The 21,739-nt window shown below is 68.6% G+C and carries 18 protein-coding genes; all 18 read left to right on the top strand.

What is annotated here, in order from left to right; all coding sequences use genetic code 11:
• Positions 1-9: 9 nt before the first annotated feature.
• Positions 10-2,016, top strand: coding sequence for a primosomal protein N' family DNA-binding protein (locus tag ACYVDK_RS04620; protein ID WP_460518632.1), 2,007 nt, complete (start codon positions 10-12; stop codon positions 2,014-2,016).
• A gap of 139 nt (positions 2,017-2,155) precedes the next feature.
• Entirely contained in the window at positions 2,156-3,103 is a 948-nt protein-coding gene (locus ACYVDK_RS04615; protein ID WP_460518629.1) for a methionyl-tRNA formyltransferase, read from the top strand.
• Complete coding sequence (locus ACYVDK_RS04610) at positions 3,100-4,473, top strand: RsmB/NOP family class I SAM-dependent RNA methyltransferase (protein WP_460518627.1); 1,374 nt, start codon at positions 3,100-3,102, stop codon at positions 4,471-4,473. Before ACYVDK_RS04615 ends, ACYVDK_RS04610 begins: the two co-directional genes overlap by 4 nt.
• 246 nt (positions 4,474-4,719) lie before the next feature.
• The gene (gene rpe / locus ACYVDK_RS04605) at positions 4,720-5,385 is read left to right on the top strand and encodes a ribulose-phosphate 3-epimerase (protein ID WP_460518624.1); all 666 of its coding nucleotides are present in this window, start codon (positions 4,720-4,722) and stop codon (positions 5,383-5,385) included.
• 80 nt (positions 5,386-5,465) lie between these two features.
• A complete protein-coding gene (locus ACYVDK_RS04600) occupies positions 5,466-5,729 on the top strand; it encodes a phosphoribosyl-ATP diphosphatase (RefSeq protein ID WP_460518622.1) in 264 nt (87 codons plus the stop codon).
• A gap of 60 nt (positions 5,730-5,789) precedes the next feature.
• The gene (gene hisG / locus ACYVDK_RS04595; RefSeq protein WP_460518619.1) at positions 5,790-6,671 is read left to right on the top strand and encodes an ATP phosphoribosyltransferase; all 882 of its coding nucleotides are present in this window, start codon (positions 5,790-5,792) and stop codon (positions 6,669-6,671) included.
• Between the two features lie 13 nt (positions 6,672-6,684).
• Positions 6,685-7,449, top strand: coding sequence for an imidazole glycerol phosphate synthase subunit HisF (gene hisF, locus ACYVDK_RS04590; RefSeq protein WP_460518616.1), 765 nt, complete (start codon positions 6,685-6,687; stop codon positions 7,447-7,449).
• Complete coding sequence (gene hisI, locus ACYVDK_RS04585) at positions 7,446-7,913, top strand: phosphoribosyl-AMP cyclohydrolase (RefSeq protein WP_460518613.1); 468 nt, start codon at positions 7,446-7,448, stop codon at positions 7,911-7,913. The genes hisF and hisI overlap by 4 nt, the downstream gene beginning before the upstream one ends.
• The gene (locus ACYVDK_RS04580) at positions 7,910-9,502 is read left to right on the top strand and encodes an anthranilate synthase component I (protein ID WP_460518610.1); all 1,593 of its coding nucleotides are present in this window, start codon (positions 7,910-7,912) and stop codon (positions 9,500-9,502) included. Before hisI ends, ACYVDK_RS04580 begins: the two co-directional genes overlap by 4 nt.
• 1 nt (position 9,503) lies before the next feature.
• Positions 9,504-10,211: a Trp biosynthesis-associated membrane protein gene (locus ACYVDK_RS04575; protein ID WP_460518607.1), complete on the top strand. Its 708-nt coding sequence runs from the start codon at positions 9,504-9,506 to the stop codon at positions 10,209-10,211.
• Positions 10,212-10,244: 33 nt separating this feature from the next.
• Positions 10,245-10,475 (top strand): DUF6704 family protein, encoded by a 231-nt coding sequence (locus tag ACYVDK_RS04570; RefSeq protein WP_460518604.1) that lies wholly within the window; start codon positions 10,245-10,247, stop codon positions 10,473-10,475.
• 3 nt (positions 10,476-10,478) lie between these two features.
• A complete protein-coding gene (gene trpC, locus ACYVDK_RS04565; protein ID WP_460518951.1) occupies positions 10,479-11,267 on the top strand; it encodes an indole-3-glycerol phosphate synthase TrpC in 789 nt (262 codons plus the stop codon).
• Positions 11,268-11,269: 2 nt separating this feature from the next.
• A complete protein-coding gene (gene trpB / locus ACYVDK_RS04560; RefSeq protein ID WP_460518601.1) occupies positions 11,270-12,544 on the top strand; it encodes a tryptophan synthase subunit beta in 1,275 nt (424 codons plus the stop codon).
• Positions 12,541-13,350, top strand: coding sequence for a tryptophan synthase subunit alpha (gene trpA, locus ACYVDK_RS04555; protein ID WP_460518598.1), 810 nt, complete (start codon positions 12,541-12,543; stop codon positions 13,348-13,350). The genes trpB and trpA overlap by 4 nt, the downstream gene beginning before the upstream one ends.
• Before the next feature lie 81 nt (positions 13,351-13,431).
• Complete coding sequence (lgt, locus tag ACYVDK_RS04550) at positions 13,432-14,430, top strand: prolipoprotein diacylglyceryl transferase (protein ID WP_460518595.1); 999 nt, start codon at positions 13,432-13,434, stop codon at positions 14,428-14,430.
• Between the two features lie 152 nt (positions 14,431-14,582).
• A complete protein-coding gene (gltB, locus tag ACYVDK_RS04545; RefSeq protein WP_460518592.1) occupies positions 14,583-19,160 on the top strand; it encodes a glutamate synthase family protein in 4,578 nt (1,525 codons plus the stop codon).
• 48 nt (positions 19,161-19,208) lie between these two features.
• Positions 19,209-20,666 (top strand): glutamate synthase subunit beta, encoded by a 1,458-nt coding sequence (locus ACYVDK_RS04540; RefSeq protein WP_460518589.1) that lies wholly within the window; start codon positions 19,209-19,211, stop codon positions 20,664-20,666.
• A gap of 77 nt (positions 20,667-20,743) precedes the next feature.
• Positions 20,744-21,739 (top strand): pyruvate kinase (gene pyk, locus ACYVDK_RS04535; protein WP_460518586.1); only part of this gene is annotated, 996 nt, incomplete at its 3' end.

Raw genomic sequence — 21,739 nt, 5'->3', positions numbered from 1 at the left:
AGGGTTCCGATGGCCGACTCGCGCGTGGCGCGGGTGATCGTCGACACGCCGCTACCTCAGCTCGACCGGCTGTTCGACTACGCGATCCCTGAGCGACTCCGCGAGCAGGCTGTGCCCGGGGTGCGTGTGAGCGTGCCACTGCGGTCGGCGGGCAGGCTTGCCGACGGCTATCTGGTGGAGGTGACCGATCACGCCGACTTCGAGGGCGAGTTGAGCGAGCTGGACTCCGTGGTGTCCGCCGCACGCGTCCTCACACCGCAGACGGCACGGCTGGCACGACGCGTCGCCGATCGTTCGGCGGGCAGCGCCAGCGACGTGCTGCGGCTGGCCATACCGCCGCGAATGGTGCGTGTGGAGAAGGCGTGGCTGGCGAGCGAGCATCCGCCGGCCGCCGACTCGTCCAGCGCACCGAAGCAACCCGTTCGCGGTTACCGGAACGAGCTGGCGAAAGCCGTGGACGACGGTGGGCGCGTGGCGGTGGATGCCGTGCCTCGAGTGGTGCGCACGGCAGGCGGCGAGTGGGTGGGTGCGTGGGCGGTGACGCTGGCGGAGCTGGCCGTCCGCTGCCTGGCCTCCGGGCGAAGCGCCATCCTCGCGGTGCCCGACTACCGCGACCTCGATCAGCTCCAGGCAGTGCTGACCGAGCTGGTCGGACCGGACATACTGGCACGATCGGATGCCGCACAGCCCAAACAAGACAGATACCGGACATTCCTGCGGTGCCTCGAGCCACGTGCGGTCGTCGTGATCGGCAACCGCTCCGCCGTCTACGCACCGGCGCACCGGCTCGGCCTCATCGCGCTGTGGGACGACTCCGACCCGCTGCACGCCGAGCCTCTCTCCCCCTACGCGCACGCCAGGGACGTGGCGCTCGTGCGCGCAGAGGAGGAGGGCTGTGGCCTTGCTTTCGTCGCACACACCCGGAGCCTGGAGGTGCAGCGCCTCGTCGAGCTGGGCTGGCTGACCGCCCACTCGCCCGAGCCGCGTGTCGCCCCTCGCGTCGTGGTGACGGCCGCGCAGTCCGGTGACGCCGCGCCGTCGCGTGTCCCGGAAGGCGCGTGGCGGGCTGCCGCGGAGGGACTGAAGCACGGACCTGTGCTAGTGCAGGTGGCGCGACCGGGATACGCGCCGATGCTGGCGTGTGCGCAGTGCCGCGAGGCGGCCAGATGCAGGCGGTGCGGGGGGCCGCTGGGACTCGACCGCGCCGGTGCAGCGCCGTCGTGCCGCTGGTGCGGTGCCATCGCGACGGGGTGGGCGTGCTCGCACTGCGGGGGAACCCGGGTTCGGCTCGTGACCCGCGGCAGCTCACGCACGGCCGAGGAGCTGGGCCGGGCGTTCCCCGGCACTCGAATCGTGGTCTCCGACGGCGAGCGCAGGGTGACGGCCGTCGACGAGCGTTCCGCACTGGTCGTGGCGACCCGCGGCGCCGAGCCGATCGCGCCGGGTGGATACCGCGCCGTGCTGCTGCTCGACGGCGACCGGATGCTCGCCCGCGAGTCCCTCAACGTCGCGGAGGACTGCCTGCGCTGGTGGTCGAACGCGGCCTCGCTCGCCGCACCGGGGGCTCCCGTCGTCCTCGTCGGCGTGACCGGCCCGCTCGCCCAGACGCTGGCGACGTGGCGTCAGTCGACGTACGCGGGGGAGCAGCTCGCCGACCGGCGTGCGCTGCGGTTCCCGCCTGCCGTGCGGGTGGCGACCGTCACCGGTACGGCGAAATCCGTCGGCGAGGCGATCGCCGCGCTCCAGCCTGGAACTTTCGTCGACGTGCTCGGACCGACCCAGGAGCAGCAGGGCGTCGAGGGCGAACGCGGGGCGGCATCGCGGACGGCACGCACACATCCGGACGCCGTTCGAGCGATCGTGCGGTTCGACTACGCTCACGGGGCCGAGGTCGCAGCCGCCTTGCGGTCGGCAGTGGTGCGCGCTGCCGCGAAGGGGCGCAGACCCCGCGGCGATCGCGGGTACCGGCCCCCGCCTACACTCAGAGTCAGGCTCGACGACCCCGAAATCTCGTAGAGACGATGGAGGTGAGAGCCGCGTGAGCTTGCTCACGCGGCTCTACCGATTGCGTCTTCGCGCGGCGGAGCCGCGAGAGAACCAGAACCCGCGGAGCCGCAATCACCTAGCCGCGACCCGCGTAAGGAGCGCCCATCCGATGAGGATCGTGTTCGCCGGAACCCCGACCGCCGCGGTCCCCACGCTGCGCATGCTGGCCGCCGGGGCACACGAGGTGGCGATGGTCGTCACCCGGCCGGATGCCCCGCTGGGCCGCAAGCGCGTGCTCACACCATCGCCTGTCGCCGGAGTCGCCGACGGGCTCGGGCTCCCGGTGCTGAAGACTGCGCGGTTGGATGACGAGGCGACGGAGAGCATCCTGCACACCGGTGCGGAGCTGGGCGTGGTCGTCGCCTACGGCGGTCTTGTGCGCGAGCCGCTGCTTTCCGCGCCGCTGCACGGATGGATCAACCTGCACTTCTCGCTGCTGCCCAGGTGGCGGGGAGCCGCCCCGGTCCAGCGTGCTCTGATCGCCGGCGACGAGCGCACCGGCGCCGCAGTGTTCCGGCTCGTTCCCGAGCTCGACGCCGGAGACGTGTACGACACGCTGGAACGCCCGATCGGCGCCGACGAGACCGCTGGCGACCTGCTGAAGTCTCTCGCGATCGACGGAGCCGAGCTGGTCGCTCGCGTCGTCGACGAGATCGCGCACGGTACGGCCATCGCCTCCCCGCAGACCGGGGAGTCGACGCTCGCCCCGAAGCTCACCATCGACGACGCACGCATCGACCTCGCACGCGACGCATGCGAGGTGTACGCACGGCTGCGCGGTGTGACGCCGGAACCCGGTGCGTTCTTCACCGTCGACGGCACGAGGGTGAAGGTGCTGGCGGCCACTCGATCCGCGTCGGAGCCGCTGCCGCCGGGGGCGCTCCGGGTGCTCGGCGGTCGCGCGCACGTGGGCACGGGCACGGCTCCGCTGGAGCTCGTCACCGTGCAGCCGGCCGGCAAGCGCGCCATGGCTGCCGCCGACTGGCTTCGCGGCCTGCCAGTAAGTACGGGCGTCGACGTGGCCGCACCGGCCACCGGTGAGGAGGCGGCGTCGTGAACGACCGACCGACCAGGCAGGCATCCGCTCGCTCCATCGCCTTCGACGTGCTCAGAGCAGTCGACGAGTCGGATGCCTACGCCAACCTGTTGCTGCCGGTGCGCCTCGAGCGCGCCCGTCTTCCGCATTCCGACGCGGCGCTCGCCACCGAGCTGACGTACGGCACGCTGCGCCTGCTCGGCTACTACGACCGGGTCATCGAACTCGTCGCCGGCCGCACCACCGACAGCATCGACGGGCCGGTGCTCGACGCGCTCCGCCTGGGCTGCCATCAGTTGCTGACGTTGCGCACACCCAGCCACGCCGCCGTGAACGAAACGGTGGAGCTGGTGCGCTGGGCGGCGTCGCGTTCGGCCGTCGGCTTCGCGAACGGCGTTCTCCGCTCGATCGCGCGCGTGAGGCCGGATGTCTGGCGGCAGCGCGTCGCCGACCGTGCACGCAACGACGACGACCGCCTGTCCGCACTCGAGTCGCATCCGGCGTGGATCGTTCGCGCGTTCCGGCACGCGCTGGCAGCCGAGCACCGGGAGGCGGAGCTCGAAGAGCTGCTGACGGCGGACAACGAGGCGCCTCGAGTGAACCTGGCCGCACTGCCCGGACTCGCCGCGCGCCCGGAGGACTCCGACCTCGACCGTTATTCGCCGATCGGATTCGTCTGGAAGGGCGGGGACCCGAAGACGATCGTCTCTGCGACCGATGGTGCCATCCGCGTGCAGGACGAAGGCTCCCAGCTCGCCGCGCAGGTGTTCCTGCACGCGCGGGACATCGAGCCGGGGGAGCGCTGGCTCGATGTGTGCGCGGGGCCGGGAGGCAAGGCGGCCGTCCTCGCCGCTGCTGCGAAGGCATCCGGGGCCCGGCTCGTGGCGAACGAGCTCGTGCCTGCGCGTCTTGACCTGGTTCGGCGTGCTGTGGCCCCCGCCGCATCCGTCGTGACATTCACCGAGCACGACGGAACGACGATCGGAGCCCGGGAGCCGGAGCGGTACGACCGCGTGCTGCTGGACGCGCCTTGCACCGGCCTTGGCGCACTGCGCAGACGGCCGGAGGCACGGTGGCGCAAGACGCCCGGCGATGTGCCCGAGCTCACCAGACTGCAGGCAGCACTCATCGACTCTGCCGTGCAGGCGCTGCGCCCTGGCGGGCTGCTCTGCTACGTGACGTGCTCTCCGCATCTGGCTGAGACCCGCGTGCAGGTCAGCGACGCGCTGAAGCGGCATCCGGCTCAGTTGCGCGAACTGCCCACACAGGACGTCGTGCAAGGTCTCGCGGTGCATCCGCTCGAACTCGCAGGCGACCCGGCACAGGTGCAGTTGTGGCCGCATCGCCACGGAACCGATGCCATGTTCATCGCCCTGCTGGAGAAGCTATAGCGCGGCTGCGCCGCTCGCAGGCTCAATCGGGTCGGTCACACGAGCAAGCTCGCACGACGCTCCCCTCAATCGCCTATAGCGCGGCTGCGCCGCTCGCAGGCTCAATCAGGTCGGTCACACGAGCAAGCTCGCACGACGCTCCCCTCAATCGCCTATAGCGCGGCTGCGCCGCTCGCAGGCTCAATCAGGTCGGTCACACGAGCAAGCTCGCACGACGCTCCCCTCAATCGCCTATAGCGTGGGAGCATGCCGCGCATCAACCCCAGCATCCTGGCCGCCGACTTCGTGAACATGGAGCACGAGCTGGGCCGGATCGCCTCGGCCGACCTGGTGCATGTGGACGTGATGGACAACCACTTCGTGCCGAATCTCACGTTCGGTCCGCAGATGGTGGAGCGCGTCCACGACGTCTCGCCCATCCCACTCGACGTTCACCTGATGATCACCGATCCCGAGCGCTGGGCGCCCGGTTATGCGGAACTGGGCGCGTACTCGGTCACGTTTCACGCCGAGGCGACCTCCGAACCCGTCGCGCTCGCACGTCGGCTGCGCGACATCGGTGCGCGGGCGGGCATCGCCCTCAAACCGGGGACTGAGCCGGATGCCTACCTCGACGTGCTCGCGGAGTTCGACCAGGTGCTCGTCATGACGGTCGAGCCCGGCTTCGGCGGTCAGAGCTTCATGCGCGAGACGATGCCGAAGCTGCGCACGCTGAGGGATGCAGTCGCCGCGCGCGGTCTGGACGTCTGGCTGCAGGTGGATGGCGGCATCACGGAGGAGACGATCGTCACGGCCGCAGAGGCCGGCGCCGACACATTCGTCGCCGGATCGAGTGTGTTCCGCGCCGACCATCCGACTGCCCAGATCGACCTGCTGCGCGAGCGGGCCTCCCACGCGCACTATCGAGGCTGACGCCGTTCACTGGCGGGTTCGGCCCGGCGTGCGAAGCGGGCTCCCAACGCGCTCACCCCAATCGCCACTAACCTGGTGTGGTGAAGACCTTCGACGACCTGTTCGGCGAGCTCCAGCACAAAGCCGAGACCCGTCCGGAGGGGTCCGGTACTGTGCGCGAGCTCGACGCAGGCATCCACACCATCGGCAAGAAGATCGTCGAGGAGGCCGCCGAGGTATGGATGGCCGGCGAATACCAGAGCGACGACGAGACCGCAGAGGAGATCTCGCAGCTGCTCTATCACCTCCAGGTGCTCATGCTGGCCAAGGGTCTGACGCTGCAGGACGTGTACCGACATCTGTGACCGGCAGCCGCCCATGCCGATGACCGACACTCGACACACCACGAGGAAGACCTGCACTCCATGCTGAAGATCGCTGTGCCCAACAAGGGCTCGCTAGCCGACACCGCCGCCCAGATGCTGGCCGAGGCCGGCTACTCGGGCCGCAAAGATCCCAAGGAGCTCATCGTCGCCGACCCGGCGAACGACGTCGAGTTCTTCTATCTGCGTCCCCGCGACATCGCCACGTACGTCGGAAGCGGCGCGCTCGACGTCGGCATCACCGGCCGTGACCTGCTGCTCGATTCCGGATCGCCGGCCAGGGAGATCGACGAGCTCGGTTTCGCGTCTTCTACGTTCCGGTTCGCGGGTCCTGCCGGCCGGTTCACCGACCCGGCGGGTCTGGAGGGCCACAGGGTCGCGACCAGCTACGACGGCCTGGTGGGCGCATACCTGCGCGAGGCAGGCGTGTCGGTGACGCTCGTGCGATTGGACGGCGCCGTGGAGTCTGCGGTGCGCCTCGGCGTCGCGGATGCCGTCGCCGACGTCGTCGAGACCGGCTCCACGCTGCGCAAGCAGGGTCTCGAGATCTTCGGGCCGGTCATCCTGCAGTCACAGGCCGTACTGATCGCCGCCCCCGACGGCGCCGCGCGGGCAGAGAACGATGCCTCGGCGCAGAACGAGCGGGCATCCGGCCTCGGCACACTGCACCGCCGCCTTCAGGGCGTCATGGTGGCCAGGCAGTATGTGCTCATCGACTACGACCTGCCGTCGCACCTGATCGAGCGGGCGGTCGCCCTCACTCCCGGCGTCGAGTCGCCGACGATCTCGCCGCTGCGCGACTCGGGCTGGGTCGCGGTGCGCGCCATGGTGCCGCGCACCGCGACCAACCGTGTCATGGACGACCTCTACGAGCTCGGCGCCCGCGCCATCCTGGTGACCGCGATCCACGCGGCCAGGCTCTGAGGCGGGAGGGGACATGTCGCTGGCGATCCGCGTCATCCCATGCCTCGACGTGGCCGACGGGCGCGTCGTGAAGGGTGTCAACTTCGCGAACCTGCGCGACGCGGGCGATCCCGTCGAACTCGCGGCAAGGTATTACGAGCAGGGCGCCGATGAGCTCACCTTCCTCGACGTGACAGCGACCGTCGAGCGCCGTTCCACCACGTACGACATGGTGCGCCGCACGGCCGAGCAGGTGTTCATCCCGCTGACCGTTGGCGGGGGAGTGCGCTCGAGTGACGACGTCGCCCGTCTTCTCGGCAGCGGCGCCGACAAGATCGGCGTGAACAGCGCGGCGATCGCCCGGCCGCCGCTCATCGCCGAGATCGCACAGCGGTTCGGAGCCCAGGTTCTCGTGCTCTCGCTCGACGTGAAGCGTTCGCCGCTCACCGAGTCCGGTTTCGTGGTGACGACCCACGGCGGCCGTACCGAGACCACCATGGACGCCATCGCCTGGGCACGCCAGGCCATCGATCTCGGTGCCGGCGAGCTGCTGGTGAACTCGATCGACGCGGACGGCACCAAGCAGGGCTTCGATCTCGAACTGGTGCAGCGGATGCGTGAGGCCAGCAGCGTACCCGTGATCGCCTCGGGCGGCGCTGGAGCGCTCGAGCATTTCGCTCCAGCGGTGCGTGCCGGGGCGAACGCGGTGCTCGCCGCCAGCGTCTTCCACGATGGGCTGATGACGATAGGCGACGTGAAGGATGCCCTGCAGGCTGCGGGCGAGGAGGTGCGGCGGTGACCGATGGCGACGTCATGGCCCGGGGGGAGCCCGAGCAGGCCGATCAGCCGGAGCAACGCAGGCGACGGGCCTCCACGATCCTCGATCGCGTGCGCTTCGACGACAAAGGACTGCTGCCGGCGGTGATCCAGCAGTGGGACACCCGCGAGGTTCTCATGGTGGGCTGGATGGATCGCGAGGCGTTCCTCCGCACGATGAGCGAGGGCAGGGTCACGTTCTGGTCCAGGTCGCGGCAGGAATACTGGCGGAAAGGGGACACATCCGGACACGTGCAGTACGTGCGCGGCGCCGCACTGGACTGCGACGGCGACACGCTGCTGGTTCGCGTCGAGCAGGTCGGAGCAGCGTGCCACACCGGAACCCACAGCTGTTTCGACGCGGACCTCCTCGACCCGATGGTGATCGACGCCCCCGCCGATCACGTACGGCGGGCGGCCTCACCGAACGAGCGGAGTCGACCATGAGCATCCCAGGCACCACCACGCGCGAGCAGTTCGACGAGCTGCTCGGCACGCGGCGTGTCATCCCCGTCGCCCGAGAGCTCTTCGCCGACGGCGAGACACCGGTGGGCATCTACCGCAAGCTCGCAGGCGGCAGGCCCGGCACATTCCTCCTCGAGTCGGCCGAGCAGGGCGGAATCTTCTCCCGCTATTCGTTCGTGGGCGTCGCGGCGTTCGGCATTCTCACACAGAACGGCGACGACGCGCAGTGGCTGGACTATGGGCTGGCCGCCCCCGCCGCATTCGGGGCCGAGGCCGCCTCCCGCCTTTCAGCGACGCCATCGCTCGAACTGCTCGCGCTACTGTACGAGCGCTGGCGCTCCGAGCCTGTCGCGGGGTTGCCTCCGCTGACCGGCGGACTGGTCGGCTTCATCGGCTGGGAGGCCGTTCGGCAGCTGGAACGGCTACCCGACCAGCCGCCTGCCGAGTTCGACGTTCCAGGGCAAGCGCTGTGCTTCGTCGCAGACCTCGTCGCAGTCGACCACCGCTTCGGCACGGTACAGCTCATCGCGAACGTGCTCGCTCCCGAGGCGGACGCGGACGTGGCGGATGAGAACGGGGTGGATGAGAACCGGGCGGATGCGCGCTGGGCGGATGCGCGCTGGGCGGATGCGCAGGCAAGGCTGGACCGCATGCAGGCGGCATTGTCCAAGCCGGCCGAAGCGCATCTGGAGCACGCGGACTTCTCGGTCGAGCCGTCCGTGGTCTCGCGCACCAGGCGCGAGGACTTCCTCGCCTCCGTCGAGACGGCGAAGGAGCGCATCAGGGCCGGCGACATCTTCCAGGTCGTCGTGTCGCAGCGGTTCGAGCTGGCGACAGTGGCCGATCCGCTCGACGTGTACCGGGTGCTGCGCAGCCTCAACCCGAGCCCCTACATGTACCTGCTGCAGCTCGAACGGCCGGGCGGAACACCGTACACGGTCGTCGGGTCATCCCCGGAGGCACTGGTGAAGGTGCAGGAGCGGCGGGCTTACACGCATCCGATCGCCGGATCCCGGCCACGTGGAGCGACACCGGAGGAAGACGCCGAACTGGAATCGGAGTTGCTCGCCGACGCGAAGGAACGCGCCGAGCACCTCATGCTCGTCGACCTCGCACGAAACGACGTCGCCAGAGTGTGCGTCGCCGGCACGGTCGAGGTGACCGAGTTCATGCGCGTCGAGCGGTTCAGCCACATCATGCACATCGTCTCGTCCGTCGAGGGCGACCTGCGCGACGACGCAACGGCGGTCGACGTGTTCCGCTCGACGTTCCCGGCCGGCACGCTCTCCGGTGCACCGAAACCGCGCGCGCTGGAGATCATCGATGAGCTCGAACCGGCGCAACGCGGCGTGTACGGAGGTGTCGTCGGCTACTTCGGCTTCGGGGGCGACGCCGACCTGGCCATCGCAATTCGCACCGCCACCATCATGGACGGTGTGGCCCGCGTGCAGGCCGGTGGCGGCCTCGTCGCCGACTCGGTGCCGGAGAGCGAGTTCGTCGAGTCGCAGAACAAGGCGGCCGCGCCGTTGCGCGCCGTGGCCATCGCGAACGCATTGGAACGCGTGGTCTGACATGGCAACCAGCACCCGACTCGCAGGTCGCCTCAAGTACGGCACGATGCTGCTGGCCGTGCTCGTCTGCGGCCTGGTGCTCACGGCATCGACGCAGACCTGGTACACGCTGCACCTCACGGCGGCGTCCGGTCATGCCGGCACATTGACCGTGACCGGCTCGCAGGCTGCACCGGCGATCGCCGCGCTCTCCCTCGCCGGCGTCGCGTTCGCCGGCGCACTCGCGCTGGCCGGCCGCATCCTTCGCTACGTGCTCGCGCTGCTCGGCCTGGTGCTGGCCGCCGGCATCATCGGGTCGACGATCTCCGCGATGGCAGACCCGGTCGGCACAGGCATCAGCGTGGTGAGCAAGGCCACGGGCATCGCAGGCGATACCAGCGTGCGCGCGATCGTCTCCCACGCGGATGCCTCGCCCTGGCCCGCCCTCGCCCTGGCCGGCGGCATCGCGCTCGCGGTCGCCGCGCTCTGCGTCGCGGTGACCGGCCACCTGTGGCCGGTGACCTCACGCCGCTATGGCGCCACGGAAGACGCCGCACACCCCTCGACGAGCGGGTCAGCCGAACCGGATGCTCCCGAGGATGAGGACACGCTGTCCTCTGCGGATCGCCGCGCCAGGGCGCGCGACGCCGCGATCGACGACTGGGACGAACTCAGCCGCGGCGACGATCCCACGGAGGACGGGCAGGCGCCCCGCCGTTCGATAAGATGAGGGTGTCCCACTCGCCAGTACCGAAAGAGAGTCATGAGCGCTGAGTCCTCGGATCCGGGCCACGGCCACTCGCCTGCCGCATGGACGGCCGTCATCATCATGGTGATCGCCTTCATCGTCGGGGTGTTCGCCTTCTGGTTCGACCAGCCGTGGGTCGTCGTGGCCTGCGGGGTCGTGGTGGTCATCGGCCCGATCGTCGGCCTCATCATGGCCAAGGCCGGGTACGGCGTGAACGGGCCGAAGTATCAGCCCAAGGGTCACTGAGTGCTGCTGAACGAACTCGTCGGCGGATCGGTGGCGGATGCCCGCACTCGCGCCGCCGAGGTACCACTCGACGCCGTCGCTGCGGCCGCTGCGCAGGCGGCTCCGGCGCTCGACGCGCCGGCGGCGCTCGCTCCCGCCGAGCGGGTGAAGATCATCGCCGAAGTGAAGCGGGCGAGCCCGTCGCGCGGCCGGCTGGCGGACATCCCGGATCCCGCGGCGCTCGCGTCGCTGTATGAGCGGGGTGGCGCGAGCGCCATCAGCGTGCTCACCGAGCAGCGCCGGTTCCTGGGATCCCTCGACGACCTCAGAGCAGTGCGCCGGTCTGTCGGTATCCCTGTGCTGCGCAAGGACTTCATCGCCGACCCGTACCAGGTCTATGAGGCGCGTGCAGCCGGTGCCGACATCGTGCTGCTCATCGCGGCAGCCCTCGACCAGCCGACGCTCGTTCAGCTGCACGAACTGACGCTGGGACTGGGCATGAGCGCGCTGGTCGAGACGCACTCCGCCGAAGAGATCTCCCGCGCGGTCGACGCCGGTGCGGCGATCGTAGGCGTGAACGCACGAGACCTCGACACGTTCGAACTCGACCGCGACCTGTTCGGCTCGCTCGCCGACCGCATCCCGTCTGGCATCATCCGGGTGGCCGAATCGGCGGTGCTCGGTCCGTCAGATGTCGCCCACTACCGCGAAGCGGGAGCAGACGTAGTGCTCGTCGGCGAGGCGCTCGTCACGGGTGACCCGATGGCACGCCTCACCGCATTCCTCTCAGCGCCCATTCCCGACGGGAAGTGACCATGGCCCTACGCGAGACGAACGGTCCCGACTTCGGCGACTACGGCGGCAGGTACATGCCCGAGTCGCTCATCGCCACGCTCGACGAGCTCTCCGCCGAGTACGAGGCCGCCAAGCAGGACCCGGCCTTCGCCGAGGAGTTGGCGCGCCTGAACGCCACCTACACCGGCCGCCCTTCGATCATCACCGAGGTGCCGCGCTTCGCCGAGCACGCGGGCGGCGCACGTGTCATCCTCAAGCGCGAAGACCTCAACCACACCGGCTCGCACAAGATCAACAACGTGCTCGGCCAGGCGCTTCTCGTGCGCCGGCTCGGCAAGACACGTCTCATCGCGGAGACCGGGGCCGGCCAGCACGGTGTCGCCACCGCGACCGCCGCCGCCCTGTTCGGCATGACGTGCACGGTCTACATGGGTGAAGTGGACACGAAGCGCCAGGCGCTCAATGTCGCGCGTATGCGGCTGCTCGGCGCCGAGGTCGTTCCGGTGAAGACGGGTTCGCGCACCCTGAAGGATGCCATCAACGAGGCGTTCAGGGACTGGGTCGCCAACGCGGAGAACACTCACTACCTGCTCGGCACCGTCAACGGCCCGCACCCCTTCCCCACAATGGTGCGCGACTTCCACAAAGTGATCGGCGAGGAGGCCAGGCAACAGGTGCTGGATCTGACCGGCCGGCTTCCTGACGCCGTCGCCGCGTGCGTGGGCGGCGGCTCGAACGCGATCGGCATCTTCCACGCGTTCCTCGACGACGCCGACGTGCAGCTCTACGGTTTCGAGCCGGGGGGCCACGGCATCGCCAGCGGCAAGCACGGTGCCACGCTGAGCCACGGCACCCCCGGCATCCTGCACGGCACCAAGACCTACGTGCTGCAAGACGAAGACGGCCAGACGATGGAGTCGCACTCCATCTCCGCCGGCCTCGACTACCCGGGCGTGGGTCCTGAGCATGCCTGGCTGCGCGACATCGGACGCGCCAGTTACCTGCCCGTCACCGACGACGAGGCGATGCAGGCCTTCCGGCTGCTCAGCCGCACCGAGGGCATCCTGCCGGCCATCGAGTCGTCGCATGCGCTTGCCGGCGCGCTCGAACTGGGCAAGAGGCTGGGACCGGATGCGCTCATCCTGATCAACCTTTCGGGTCGTGGAGACAAAGACGTCGAGACCGCCGGAGCATACTTCGGCGTGCTCGACGACGCGGCCCTGCTCGACGAAGATGCCCGTCTCGCTGAAAACGCCCAGCACACGGATGACGACGCGAACGGTGCACAGCGATGAGTGCGGAGGCGACGCACTCGCGGGTGCAGACCGCGGTCGAAGCGGCGCGGGAGACGCGTGGCGGTGCCCTGATCGGATACCTGCCCGTCGGCTTCCCCGATCTCGACACGAGCATCGACGCCGCTGTCGCGCTCGCCGAGAACGGCGTCGACGTGCTGGAGCTCGGCCTGCCGTACTCGGACCCCGTCATGGACGGTCCGGTCATCCAGGCTGCGACTCAGCAGGCGCTGCAGAACGGTTTCCGCGTGCGCGACGTCTTCACGGCTGTGCGTGAGATCCGCTCCCGAGTGGATGTTCCGGCGCTCGTCATGACGTACTGGAACCCGGTCATGCAATTCGGCGTCGATCGTTTCGCCGACGAACTCGCCGCAGCCGGTGGCAGCGGGCTCATCACACCTGACATCACTCCGGACTCCGCCGCCGACTGGATCGCCACCAGCGATCGGACCGGCCTCGATCGCGTGTTCCTCGCCGCTCCCACGTCGAGCGACGAGCGGCTGCACCTGGCGGGCGACGCCTCCCGCGGATTCGTGTACGCCGTCTCCACCATGGGCATCACCGGGGAGCGAGCAGACGTGGATGCCGCGGCCCGCACGCTGGTCTCGCGCCTGCGCACCGCCGGCGCCACCACCGTGTGCGTCGGCATCGGCATCTCGACGGGACAGCAGGTGCGCGAGGTGCTGGGGTACGCCGACGGCGCCATCGTCGGATCGGCGCTCGTGCACGCGCTGGCCGACAGCGGAGTGGCAGGTGCGGCCGCCACCGCAAGAGCCCTTGCAGAAGGCACACGCCCCGCGAACTCTTAGACTAGGTTGGCGCGAGATCCGGGTGGACTCGCGCGCCGAACCGGACGACACCCGTCGTCTGAACGAAAGGGAACCCGACAGGTGATCGCACCGCTCAGCATTCCGAGCCCGCCGATAGCATGGCAGTCGATCCCGATCGACATCTTCGGTCTGCACTGGGACATCCGGCTTTACGCGCTGATCATCCTGGTCGGCATCATCATCTGCACCATCTGGACGTCTCGGCGTCTGACTCGACGCGGCGGCGAGCCGGGCGTCGTCATCGACTTCCTGATCTGGGCGGTAGTGCTCGGGCTCATCGGAGCCCGCCTGTACCACGTGTTCACGCACCCGCACGACTACTTCTACCCGGGCGCCAACCTCTGGCGGGTGTTCTTCATCTGGGACGGCGGAAACGCCATCTTCGGCTCACTGATCGGCGGCGCGCTCGGCGCGTTCATCGCCAGCAAGCAGACCGGTGTGCGCTTCCTCTCGTTCGCGGATGCCCTGGCACCCGGCATCCTGCTCGCTCAGGCCATCGGCCGTCTCGGCAACTACGTCAACCACGAGCTCTACGGCCTTCCGACCAACCTCCCCTGGGGGCTGCAGATCGAGAGCACCAATGCCGCGTTCCCGACCGGGCTCCCGGCCGGAACGCTCTTCGAGCCGCTGTTCCTGTACGAAATGATCTGGAACGTCGCCGGCGTACTGGTTCTGCTCGCTCTCGAGAAGCGGCTTCACTGGCGCTGGGGCAAGATGTTCGCCGGCTACCTGATGTGGTACGGGCTGGGACGCAGCTACCTCGAGTCCATCCGCATCGACCCGAGCGAATACTCGTTCCTGAGCATCCCGTTCAATGTGTGGGCGGCCTTCCTCGCGTTCGTACTCGGCCTGGTGCTGTTCATCGTGCAGTCCCGCAGGCATCCCGGCGTCGAGACGAGCGTGTACCTCCCCGGCCGTGAGTGGAAGCGGTCCGGTGACGCGGTAGACTCGTTCGACACCGATTCCGATGAGGACACCGTCGATGACGACGCCTCTGCGACGAGCAATTCGAGCGAATCGAGTGAAGCCAAGGCCGAAGCCACAAGCTCTGCCGGCTGACCCCAACGACAACTGACTGAACAGGTACCACGGCACACCCGTACAGCCACGTTTCGAGTGTCACCCCCACCACCGGAGGGCGACGCACGAACCCTCTCCCTGTCCACGGGCCGACGTCGTCCCTCTCCCCGATCGATGTGAGGACGGTATCCATGGCGCAGCGCACCCCGTTTTCCCGGTTCAGCACGGTTCCCGATGCCCAGGGTCTTTACGACCCGAGCGCCGAACGCGACGCGTGCGGCCTGGCGATGGTCGCCACCCTTCGGGGTACCGCCGGTCACGACATCATCGACAACGCGCTGAACGCACTGCGCCATCTCGAACACCGCGGCGCGGTCGGCTCCGACGCCGGAACGGGTGACGGTGCCGGCATCCTGACCCAGATCCCTGACGCCTTCCTGCGCGCCGTCGTCGACTTCGAACTGCCGCAAGCAGGCAAGTACGCAGTCGGCAACGCGTTCCTGCCGTTGGAGCACTCCGAGCGCACACCGGTCAAGTCCGCGATCGAGCGCATCGCAGACGAAGAAGGGCTGCGCGTGCTCGGCTGGCGCGAGGTGCCGGTGCGACCGGAGACGATCGGCACCCTCGCCCGTCAGGCGATGCCCGCCGTCGAGCAGCTTTACGTCGACACCGAGCGCACCACCGAGAACGGATCGCACCTGTCCGGTATCGCACTCGACCGCCTCACGTTCCGGCTGCGCAAGCGGGTCGAGCGAGAGCTCGACGTGTACTTCGCGTCGCTGTCGGCCCGCACGCTGGTCTACAAGGGCATGGTCACGACGCTGCAGCTGGAGCCCTTCTACCCCGACCTGAGCGACGAGCGGTTCGCCTCGAAGCTGGCGCTGGTGCACTCCAGGTACTCGACGAACACCTTCCCGTCGTGGCCGCTGGCGCAGCCGTTCCGAATGATCGCGCACAACGGTGAGATCAACACCGTGCAGGGCAACCGCAACTGGATGCGCGCACGCCAGTCTCAGCTGCACAGCGACCTGCTGGGCGAGTTGAATTCGCTGTACCCGATCGTGACCCCCGGAGCGAGTGACTCGGCGTCCTTCGACGAAGTCGTCGAGCTTCTCACGCTCAGCGGCCGGTCGCTGCCGCATGCCGTCATGATGATGGTGCCGGAGGCGTGGGAGAAGCAGACCGAGATCGATCCGGCACGCCGCGCGTTCTACGAGTACCACTCGATGCTCATGGAGCCGTGGGACGGCCCCGCCGCCCTCGTCTTCACCGACGGCTCGCTCGTCGGGGCGACGCTCGACCGCAACGGACTGCGCCCCGGACGTTACCTGATCACCGACGACGGGCTGGTCGTGCTCGGCAGTGAGACAGGCGTGCTCGACATCGATCCGAGCCACGTGGTGCGCAAGGGGCGGCTACGTCCGGGCAAGATGTTCCTCGTCGACACCGTCGAGGGGCGCCTCATAGAAGACGACGAGATCAAGTCGTCGCTGGCCTCGGCCCAGCCGTACGGGGAGTGGCTGGATGCCGGCCGCATCAACCTCAAGGACCTCCCGGAGCGCGAACACATCGTGCACACGCCCGCCTCTGTGACGCGCAGGCAACGCACGTTCGGCTACACGGAGGAGGAGGTGCGCATCCTGCTCACCCCGATGGCGAAGACGGGCGCCGAGCCGCTCGGCGCCATGGGCTCCGACACACCGGTCGCCGTGCTGTCGAAGCGACCTCGACTGCTCTTCGACTACTTCACGCAGCAGTTCGCGCAGGTCACCAACCCGCCGCTCGACTCGATCCGTGAGGAGGTCGTCACCTCGCTGAGCCTCGGGCTCGGGCCGGAGCGCAACCTCCTGGAGCCGGGGCCGGAGCACACCAGGCAGGTGGTGCTCGACTTCCCGGTGATCGACAACGATGAACTGGCGAAGATCCAGCACATCGACCCGACGCCGGGGCAACGTACCACCGTGACCGTTCGCGGCCTCTACCGGTTCGACGCCGGTGCCGATTCCATGCAACGCCGCCTCGACGAGATCTGCGACGAGGTCAGCGAGGCGATCCTCCATGGCGCCAAGTTCATCGTGCTCAGCGACCGCGACTCCAACAAAGACCTGGCACCCATCCCGTCGCTCCTGATGCTCTCCGCGGTGCACCACCACTTGATCCGCACGGAAGACAGGCTGAAGGTCGGCATCGTGGTCGAGGCCGGCGATGTGCGCGAGGTGCATCACGTCGCGCTGCTGATCGGGTACGGAGCGAGCGCCGTGAACCCCTACCTGGCGATGGAGACCTGCGAAGATCTCGTGCGCAGCGGCATGCTCACCGGTATCTCTGGCGAGAGGGCCGTGAAGAACGTGATCAAGGCACTCGGCAAGGGCGTGCTCAAGATCATGTCGAAGATGGGCATCTCGACCGTGTCGTCGTATGCCGGTGCACAGGCATTCGAGGCGATCGGGCTCGCCCAGCGGCTCGTCGACCAGTACTTCACCGGCACCACCTCCAAGCTGGGCGGGGTCGGCATCGACGTGATCTCGGCCGAGAACCGGGCACGCCACCGCTCTGCGTATCCGGAAGAGGGCGCGGTGGTCGCGCACGAACGCATGACCACGGGCGGCGAGTACCAGTACCGACGTGACGGCGCGCCCCATCTGTTCAACCCCGAGACCGTCTTCCGGTTGCAGCACTCCACCCGCACGCGCCGATACGACATCTTCCGCCAGTACACGAAACTCGTCGACGACCAGTCGGAGCAGCTCATGACGCTGCGCGGCATGTTCGCATTGCGCACGGGCATCCGTCCGGCGGTCCCGATCGAGGAGGTCGAGTCCGTCGCCTCGATCGTGAAGCGGTTCTCCACGGGCGCCATGAGTTACGGCTCGATCTCGCGCGAGGCGCACGAGACGCTGGCGATCGCCATGAACCGGCTCGGCGGCAAGTCCAACACGGGCGAGGGCGGCGAAGACATCGACCGACTGCTCGACCCGGAGCGGCGCAGCGCCGTCAAGCAGGTGGCATCCGGCCGGTTCGGCGTGACGAGCATGTACCTGACGCACGCGACCGACCTGCAGATCAAGCTCGCGCAGGGTGCGAAGCCCGGCGAGGGCGGCCAGCTGCCGCCTGCCAAGGTGTACCCGTGGGTGGCCCGCACCCGGCACGCGACCGCAGGAGTCGGCCTCATCTCTCCTCCGCCGCACCACGACATCTACTCGATCGAAGATCTCAAGCAGCTCATCTACGACCTCAAGCGGGCGAACCCGGATGCCCGGGTGCACGTGAAGCTGGTCAGCGAGACCGGTATCGGGGCGGTTGCCGCCGGAACAGCGAAGGCGCTGGCCGATGTCATCCTGGTCTCGGGGCACGATGGTGGAACGGGCGCCAGTCCGCTGAACTCGCTCAAACACGCGGGAACGCCATGGGAGCTCGGCCTCGCCGAGACGCAGCAGACGCTCATGCTGAACGGCATGCGCGACCGTGTCGTTGTGCAGGTCGACGGCCAGCTGAAGACGGGCCGCGACGTGATCGTCGGCGCGTTGCTGGGCGCCGAGGAGTTCGGATTCGCCACCGCACCGCTGGTGGTCTCGGGATGCGTCATGATGCGCGTCTGTCACCTGGACACGTGTCCGGTCGGGGTGGCCACCCAGAACCCGGTCCTGCGCAGCAGATTCAGCGGCAAGCCCGAATTCGTGGTCAACTTCTTCGAGTTCATCGCGGAGGAGGTGCGCGAGTACCTGGCCGCGCTGGGCTTCCGCTCGATCGAAGAAGCGGTCGGCCACGTCGAACTGCTCGACGTCGACCGCGCCGTCGACAACTGGAAGGCGTCCGGACTCGACCTCGCCCCCGTGCTGCACGGACCGCAGTTCCCCGAGGATGCCCCGCGCAGCAACCGCCGGAGCCAGAACCACGAGATCGAGAAGCACTTCGACAACCGGCTCATCGAGCGGGCAGCCGATGTGTTGGAGCACGGCGGTCATATCGAGCTGACGCTGCCGATCCGCAACACGGAGCGAGCGGTCGGAACCCTGCTCGGTCACGAGGTGACGGTGCGGCACGGCGAGCACGGCCTGCCCGACGGGTCGATCGACCTGACGCTCACCGGATCGGCCGGCCAGTCGCTCGGCGCATTCCTCCCCAGCGGGATCACCCTGCGGCTCGAAGGCGACTCCAACGACTACGTCGGCAAAGGCCTCTCCGGAGGGCGCATCATCGTACGCCCCGATCGATCGAGCGTGTTCCCGGCCGAGCGCAACGTGATCGCCGGCAACGTGATCGGCTACGGAGCCACGCAGGGCAGCATGTTCATCCGTGGCACCGTCGGGGAACGGTTCCTCGTACGCAACTCCGGAGCCACCGCCGTCGTCGAGGGTGTGGGCGACCATGCACTGGAGTACATGACGGGCGGGCTCGCGCTGATCCTCGGCACGACGGGCCGCAACCTCGGCGCCGGAATGTCGGGCGGCACCGCCTACGTGCTCGACCTGCGCGAAGAGCGCGTCAACCGCGAGGCACTCGCAGCGGGAGAGCTGGAACTCTCCATGCTCGGCAGCGGAGACATCGAGATCGTGCGCGACCTGCTCGAGCAGCACGTCGCCGAGACCGGCTCGAACGTGGCCAAGGCGCTGCTGACCGACCTGGAGGCGGCATCCGCTCGCTTCACGAAGGTGCTCCCTCGCGACTTTGCAGCGGTGCTCGAAACACGCAGGAACGCCGTCGACGAGGGACTCGACCCCGACGGCGACGTCGTCTGGAACCGGATCCTGGAGGTGACCGGCGGATGACGCTGTCTGACCCTCAGGGCTTCCCGCCCGCCTCGGAAGGGGTTTCTCATGGCCGACCCTAAGGGCTTTCTCAAGGTCACGGAACGGGAGCTGCCCAAGCGGCGGCCGGTCTCCGTGCGCCTGATGGACTGGAAAGAGGTCTACGAGGCGGGAGACCCTGCGCAGCTGCGCCGTCAGGCGGGCCGCTGCATGGACTGCGGCATCCCGTTCTGCCACCAGGGATGCCCGCTCGGCAACCTCATTCCGGAATGGAACGACCTGATGTGGCGCGGCGAGGGCCGCCAGGCCATCGAGCGGCTGCACGCGACCAACAACTTCCCGGAGTTTACCGGCCGTCTGTGCCCTGCCCCGTGCGAGGACTCCTGCGTGCTCGGCATCAGCCAGCCGGCGGTGACGATCAAGCAGATCGAGCACGACATCATCGACCAGGCGTGGTCGAACGGCTGGGTGCAGCCGCATCCGCCGCAGCGGCTGACCGGCAAGACGGTCGCCGTCGTCGGATCCGGCCCCGCGGGTCTCGCCGCCGCCCAGCAGCTCACCAGGGCCGGGCACACGGTGGCGGTGTACGAGCGCGACGACCGCGTCGGCGGTCTGCTGCGCTACGGCATCCCGGACTTCAAGATGGAGAAGAAGCACATCGAGGCGCGGCTGGCGCAGATGACCGCCGAGGGCACCCGCTTTCGCGCCGGTGTCGACATCGGCGTCGACATCAGCTGGCCCGACCTCAAGGCTCGCTACGACGCGGTGGTCATCGCAACAGGCGCCATGGTGCCGCGCGATCTGCCGATCCCCGGCCGTGACCTCGCCGGCGTGCATTTCGCGATGGAATACCTGGTTCAGCAGAACCGTGTCGGCGCCGGCGACTCGGTGCCCACGCAGATCACGGCGGAAGGCAAGCACGTCGTGGTTCTCGGCGGCGGCGACACCGGCGCGGACTGCATCGGCACCGCGCACCGGCAGAAGGCGGCATCCGTCACCAATCTCGCCATCGGCAAGCAGCCGCCCGACGAGCGCCCGGAACATCAGCCGTGGCCGACCACGCCAACGCTCTTCGAGGTGCAGACAGCTCACGAAGAGGGCGGCAGGCGTGAGTACCTCGCCTCGACCGTCGAATTCGTGGGCAACGAAGTGGGCGAGGTGGTGGGCATCAGGGTCGCAGAGACGGAGTATCTGGATGGCCGGCGCGTGCCCAAGGCAGGCACCGAAAGGGAGATCCCTGCCGACCTGGTGCTCCTGGCACTGGGTTTCACCGGCCCGGAGCAGGAAACGCTCGGCGAGCAGTTCGCCGTTCCGTTCGACCAGAGCGGCAATGTCGTGCGCGACGACGACTACCAGACGCAGGAGGCCGGCGTGTTCGTTGCGGGTGACGCGGGCCGCGGCCAGTCGCTCATCGTGTGGGCCATTGCAGAGGGCCGGGCTGCGGCGGCAGCGGTCGACCGGTATCTTGAAGGGGAGACCGCGCTCCCTTCGCCCACCAGGCCGACCGACCGCGGCATCTCGATCTGACGCTCGTCGCACCCGCACCGATCTCGGTGCCGATCAACTGCGCACGCGCAAGCAACCATGGAGTACGAAGAATAAGCATGAGACGAGCCAAGATCGTCGCCACGCTGGGCCCTGCAACGTCCAGCTACGAGAACATCCGCGCCATCATCGATGCCGGCGTCGATGTCGCCCGCATGAACCTGAGCCACGGCACCTATGACGTGCACGAGGCCGTCTACGCCAACGTGCGACGCGCGGCAGACGACTCGGGCCGCGCCGTGGCCGTGATGGTCGACCTGCAGGGGCCGAAGATCCGTCTCGGCAAGTTCGAGGGCGGACCGTACGAACTGGCCGAGGGCGACATCTTCACCATCACGACGGAGGATGTGCTCGGCGACAAGGAGCTCTCCTCGACCACGTTCAAGGGTCTGCCCAAGGACGTGAAGCCGGGCGACCCGCTCTTGATCGACGACGGCAAGGTCGCACTGCGCGTGCTGGAGGTCGACGGCCCTCGGGTGAAGACGCAGGTCATCGTGCCCGGGCCGATCTCGAACAACAAGGGCATCAATCTGCCCGGTGTCGCCGTCAACGTTCCGGCGCTGAGCGAGAAGGACGAGGCAGACCTGCGCTGGGGCCTGAAGCTCGGTGCCGACTACATCGCGCTGTCGTTCGTGCGCAACGCGGACGACGTGAGGCGCGTGCACGAGATCATGGACGAGGAGGGCCGGCGGGTGCCGGTCATCGCCAAGATCGAGAAGCCGCAGGCCGTCGACCACCTCGACGAGATCGTCGACGCCTTCGACGCCATCATGGTCGCCCGCGGCGACCTCGGCGTGGAGCTGCCGCTGGAGGCCGTGCCGATCGTGCAGAAGCGGGCCATCGAGATCGCACGTCGCATGGCGAAGCCGGTCATCGTTGCTACGCAGGTGCTGGAGTCGATGATCACCAGCCCGCGGCCGACCCGGGCCGAGGCATCCGACTGCGCCAACGCCGTGCTCGACGGGGCAGACGCCGTCATGCTCTCGGGCGAGACGAGTGTGGGGGAGTACCCGGTCGTCACGGTGCAGACGATGGCGCGCATCATCGAGTCCACC

The sequence above is a fragment of the Humibacter antri genome, assembly GCF_054777235.1.
The sequence above is the reverse complement of the archived record's forward strand: the minus strand, read 5'-3'. Positions and strand labels throughout refer to the sequence as shown.

Excerpts from the sequence above, each read along its gene's own strand:
- ACYVDK_RS04620 (WP_460518632.1), top strand. The coding sequence starts at position 10 with ATGGCCGACTCGCGCGTGGCGCGGGTGATCGTCGACACGCCGCTACCT.
- ACYVDK_RS04615 (WP_460518629.1), top strand. The coding sequence starts at position 2,156 with ATGAGGATCGTGTTCGCCGGAACCCCGACCGCCGCGGTCCCCACGCTG.
- rpe (WP_460518624.1), top strand. The coding sequence starts at position 4,720 with ATGCCGCGCATCAACCCCAGCATCCTGGCCGCCGACTTCGTGAACATG.
- hisG (WP_460518619.1), top strand. The coding sequence starts at position 5,790 with ATGCTGAAGATCGCTGTGCCCAACAAGGGCTCGCTAGCCGACACCGCC.
- hisF (WP_460518616.1), top strand. The coding sequence starts at position 6,685 with ATGTCGCTGGCGATCCGCGTCATCCCATGCCTCGACGTGGCCGACGGG.
- ACYVDK_RS04580 (WP_460518610.1), top strand. The coding sequence starts at position 7,910 with ATGAGCATCCCAGGCACCACCACGCGCGAGCAGTTCGACGAGCTGCTC.
- ACYVDK_RS04575 (WP_460518607.1), top strand. The coding sequence starts at position 9,504 with ATGGCAACCAGCACCCGACTCGCAGGTCGCCTCAAGTACGGCACGATG.
- ACYVDK_RS04570 (WP_460518604.1), top strand. The coding sequence starts at position 10,245 with ATGAGCGCTGAGTCCTCGGATCCGGGCCACGGCCACTCGCCTGCCGCA.
- trpB (WP_460518601.1), top strand. The coding sequence starts at position 11,270 with ATGGCCCTACGCGAGACGAACGGTCCCGACTTCGGCGACTACGGCGGC.
- trpA (WP_460518598.1), top strand. The coding sequence starts at position 12,541 with ATGAGTGCGGAGGCGACGCACTCGCGGGTGCAGACCGCGGTCGAAGCG.
- gltB (WP_460518592.1), top strand. The coding sequence starts at position 14,583 with ATGGCGCAGCGCACCCCGTTTTCCCGGTTCAGCACGGTTCCCGATGCC.
- ACYVDK_RS04540 (WP_460518589.1), top strand. The coding sequence starts at position 19,209 with ATGGCCGACCCTAAGGGCTTTCTCAAGGTCACGGAACGGGAGCTGCCC.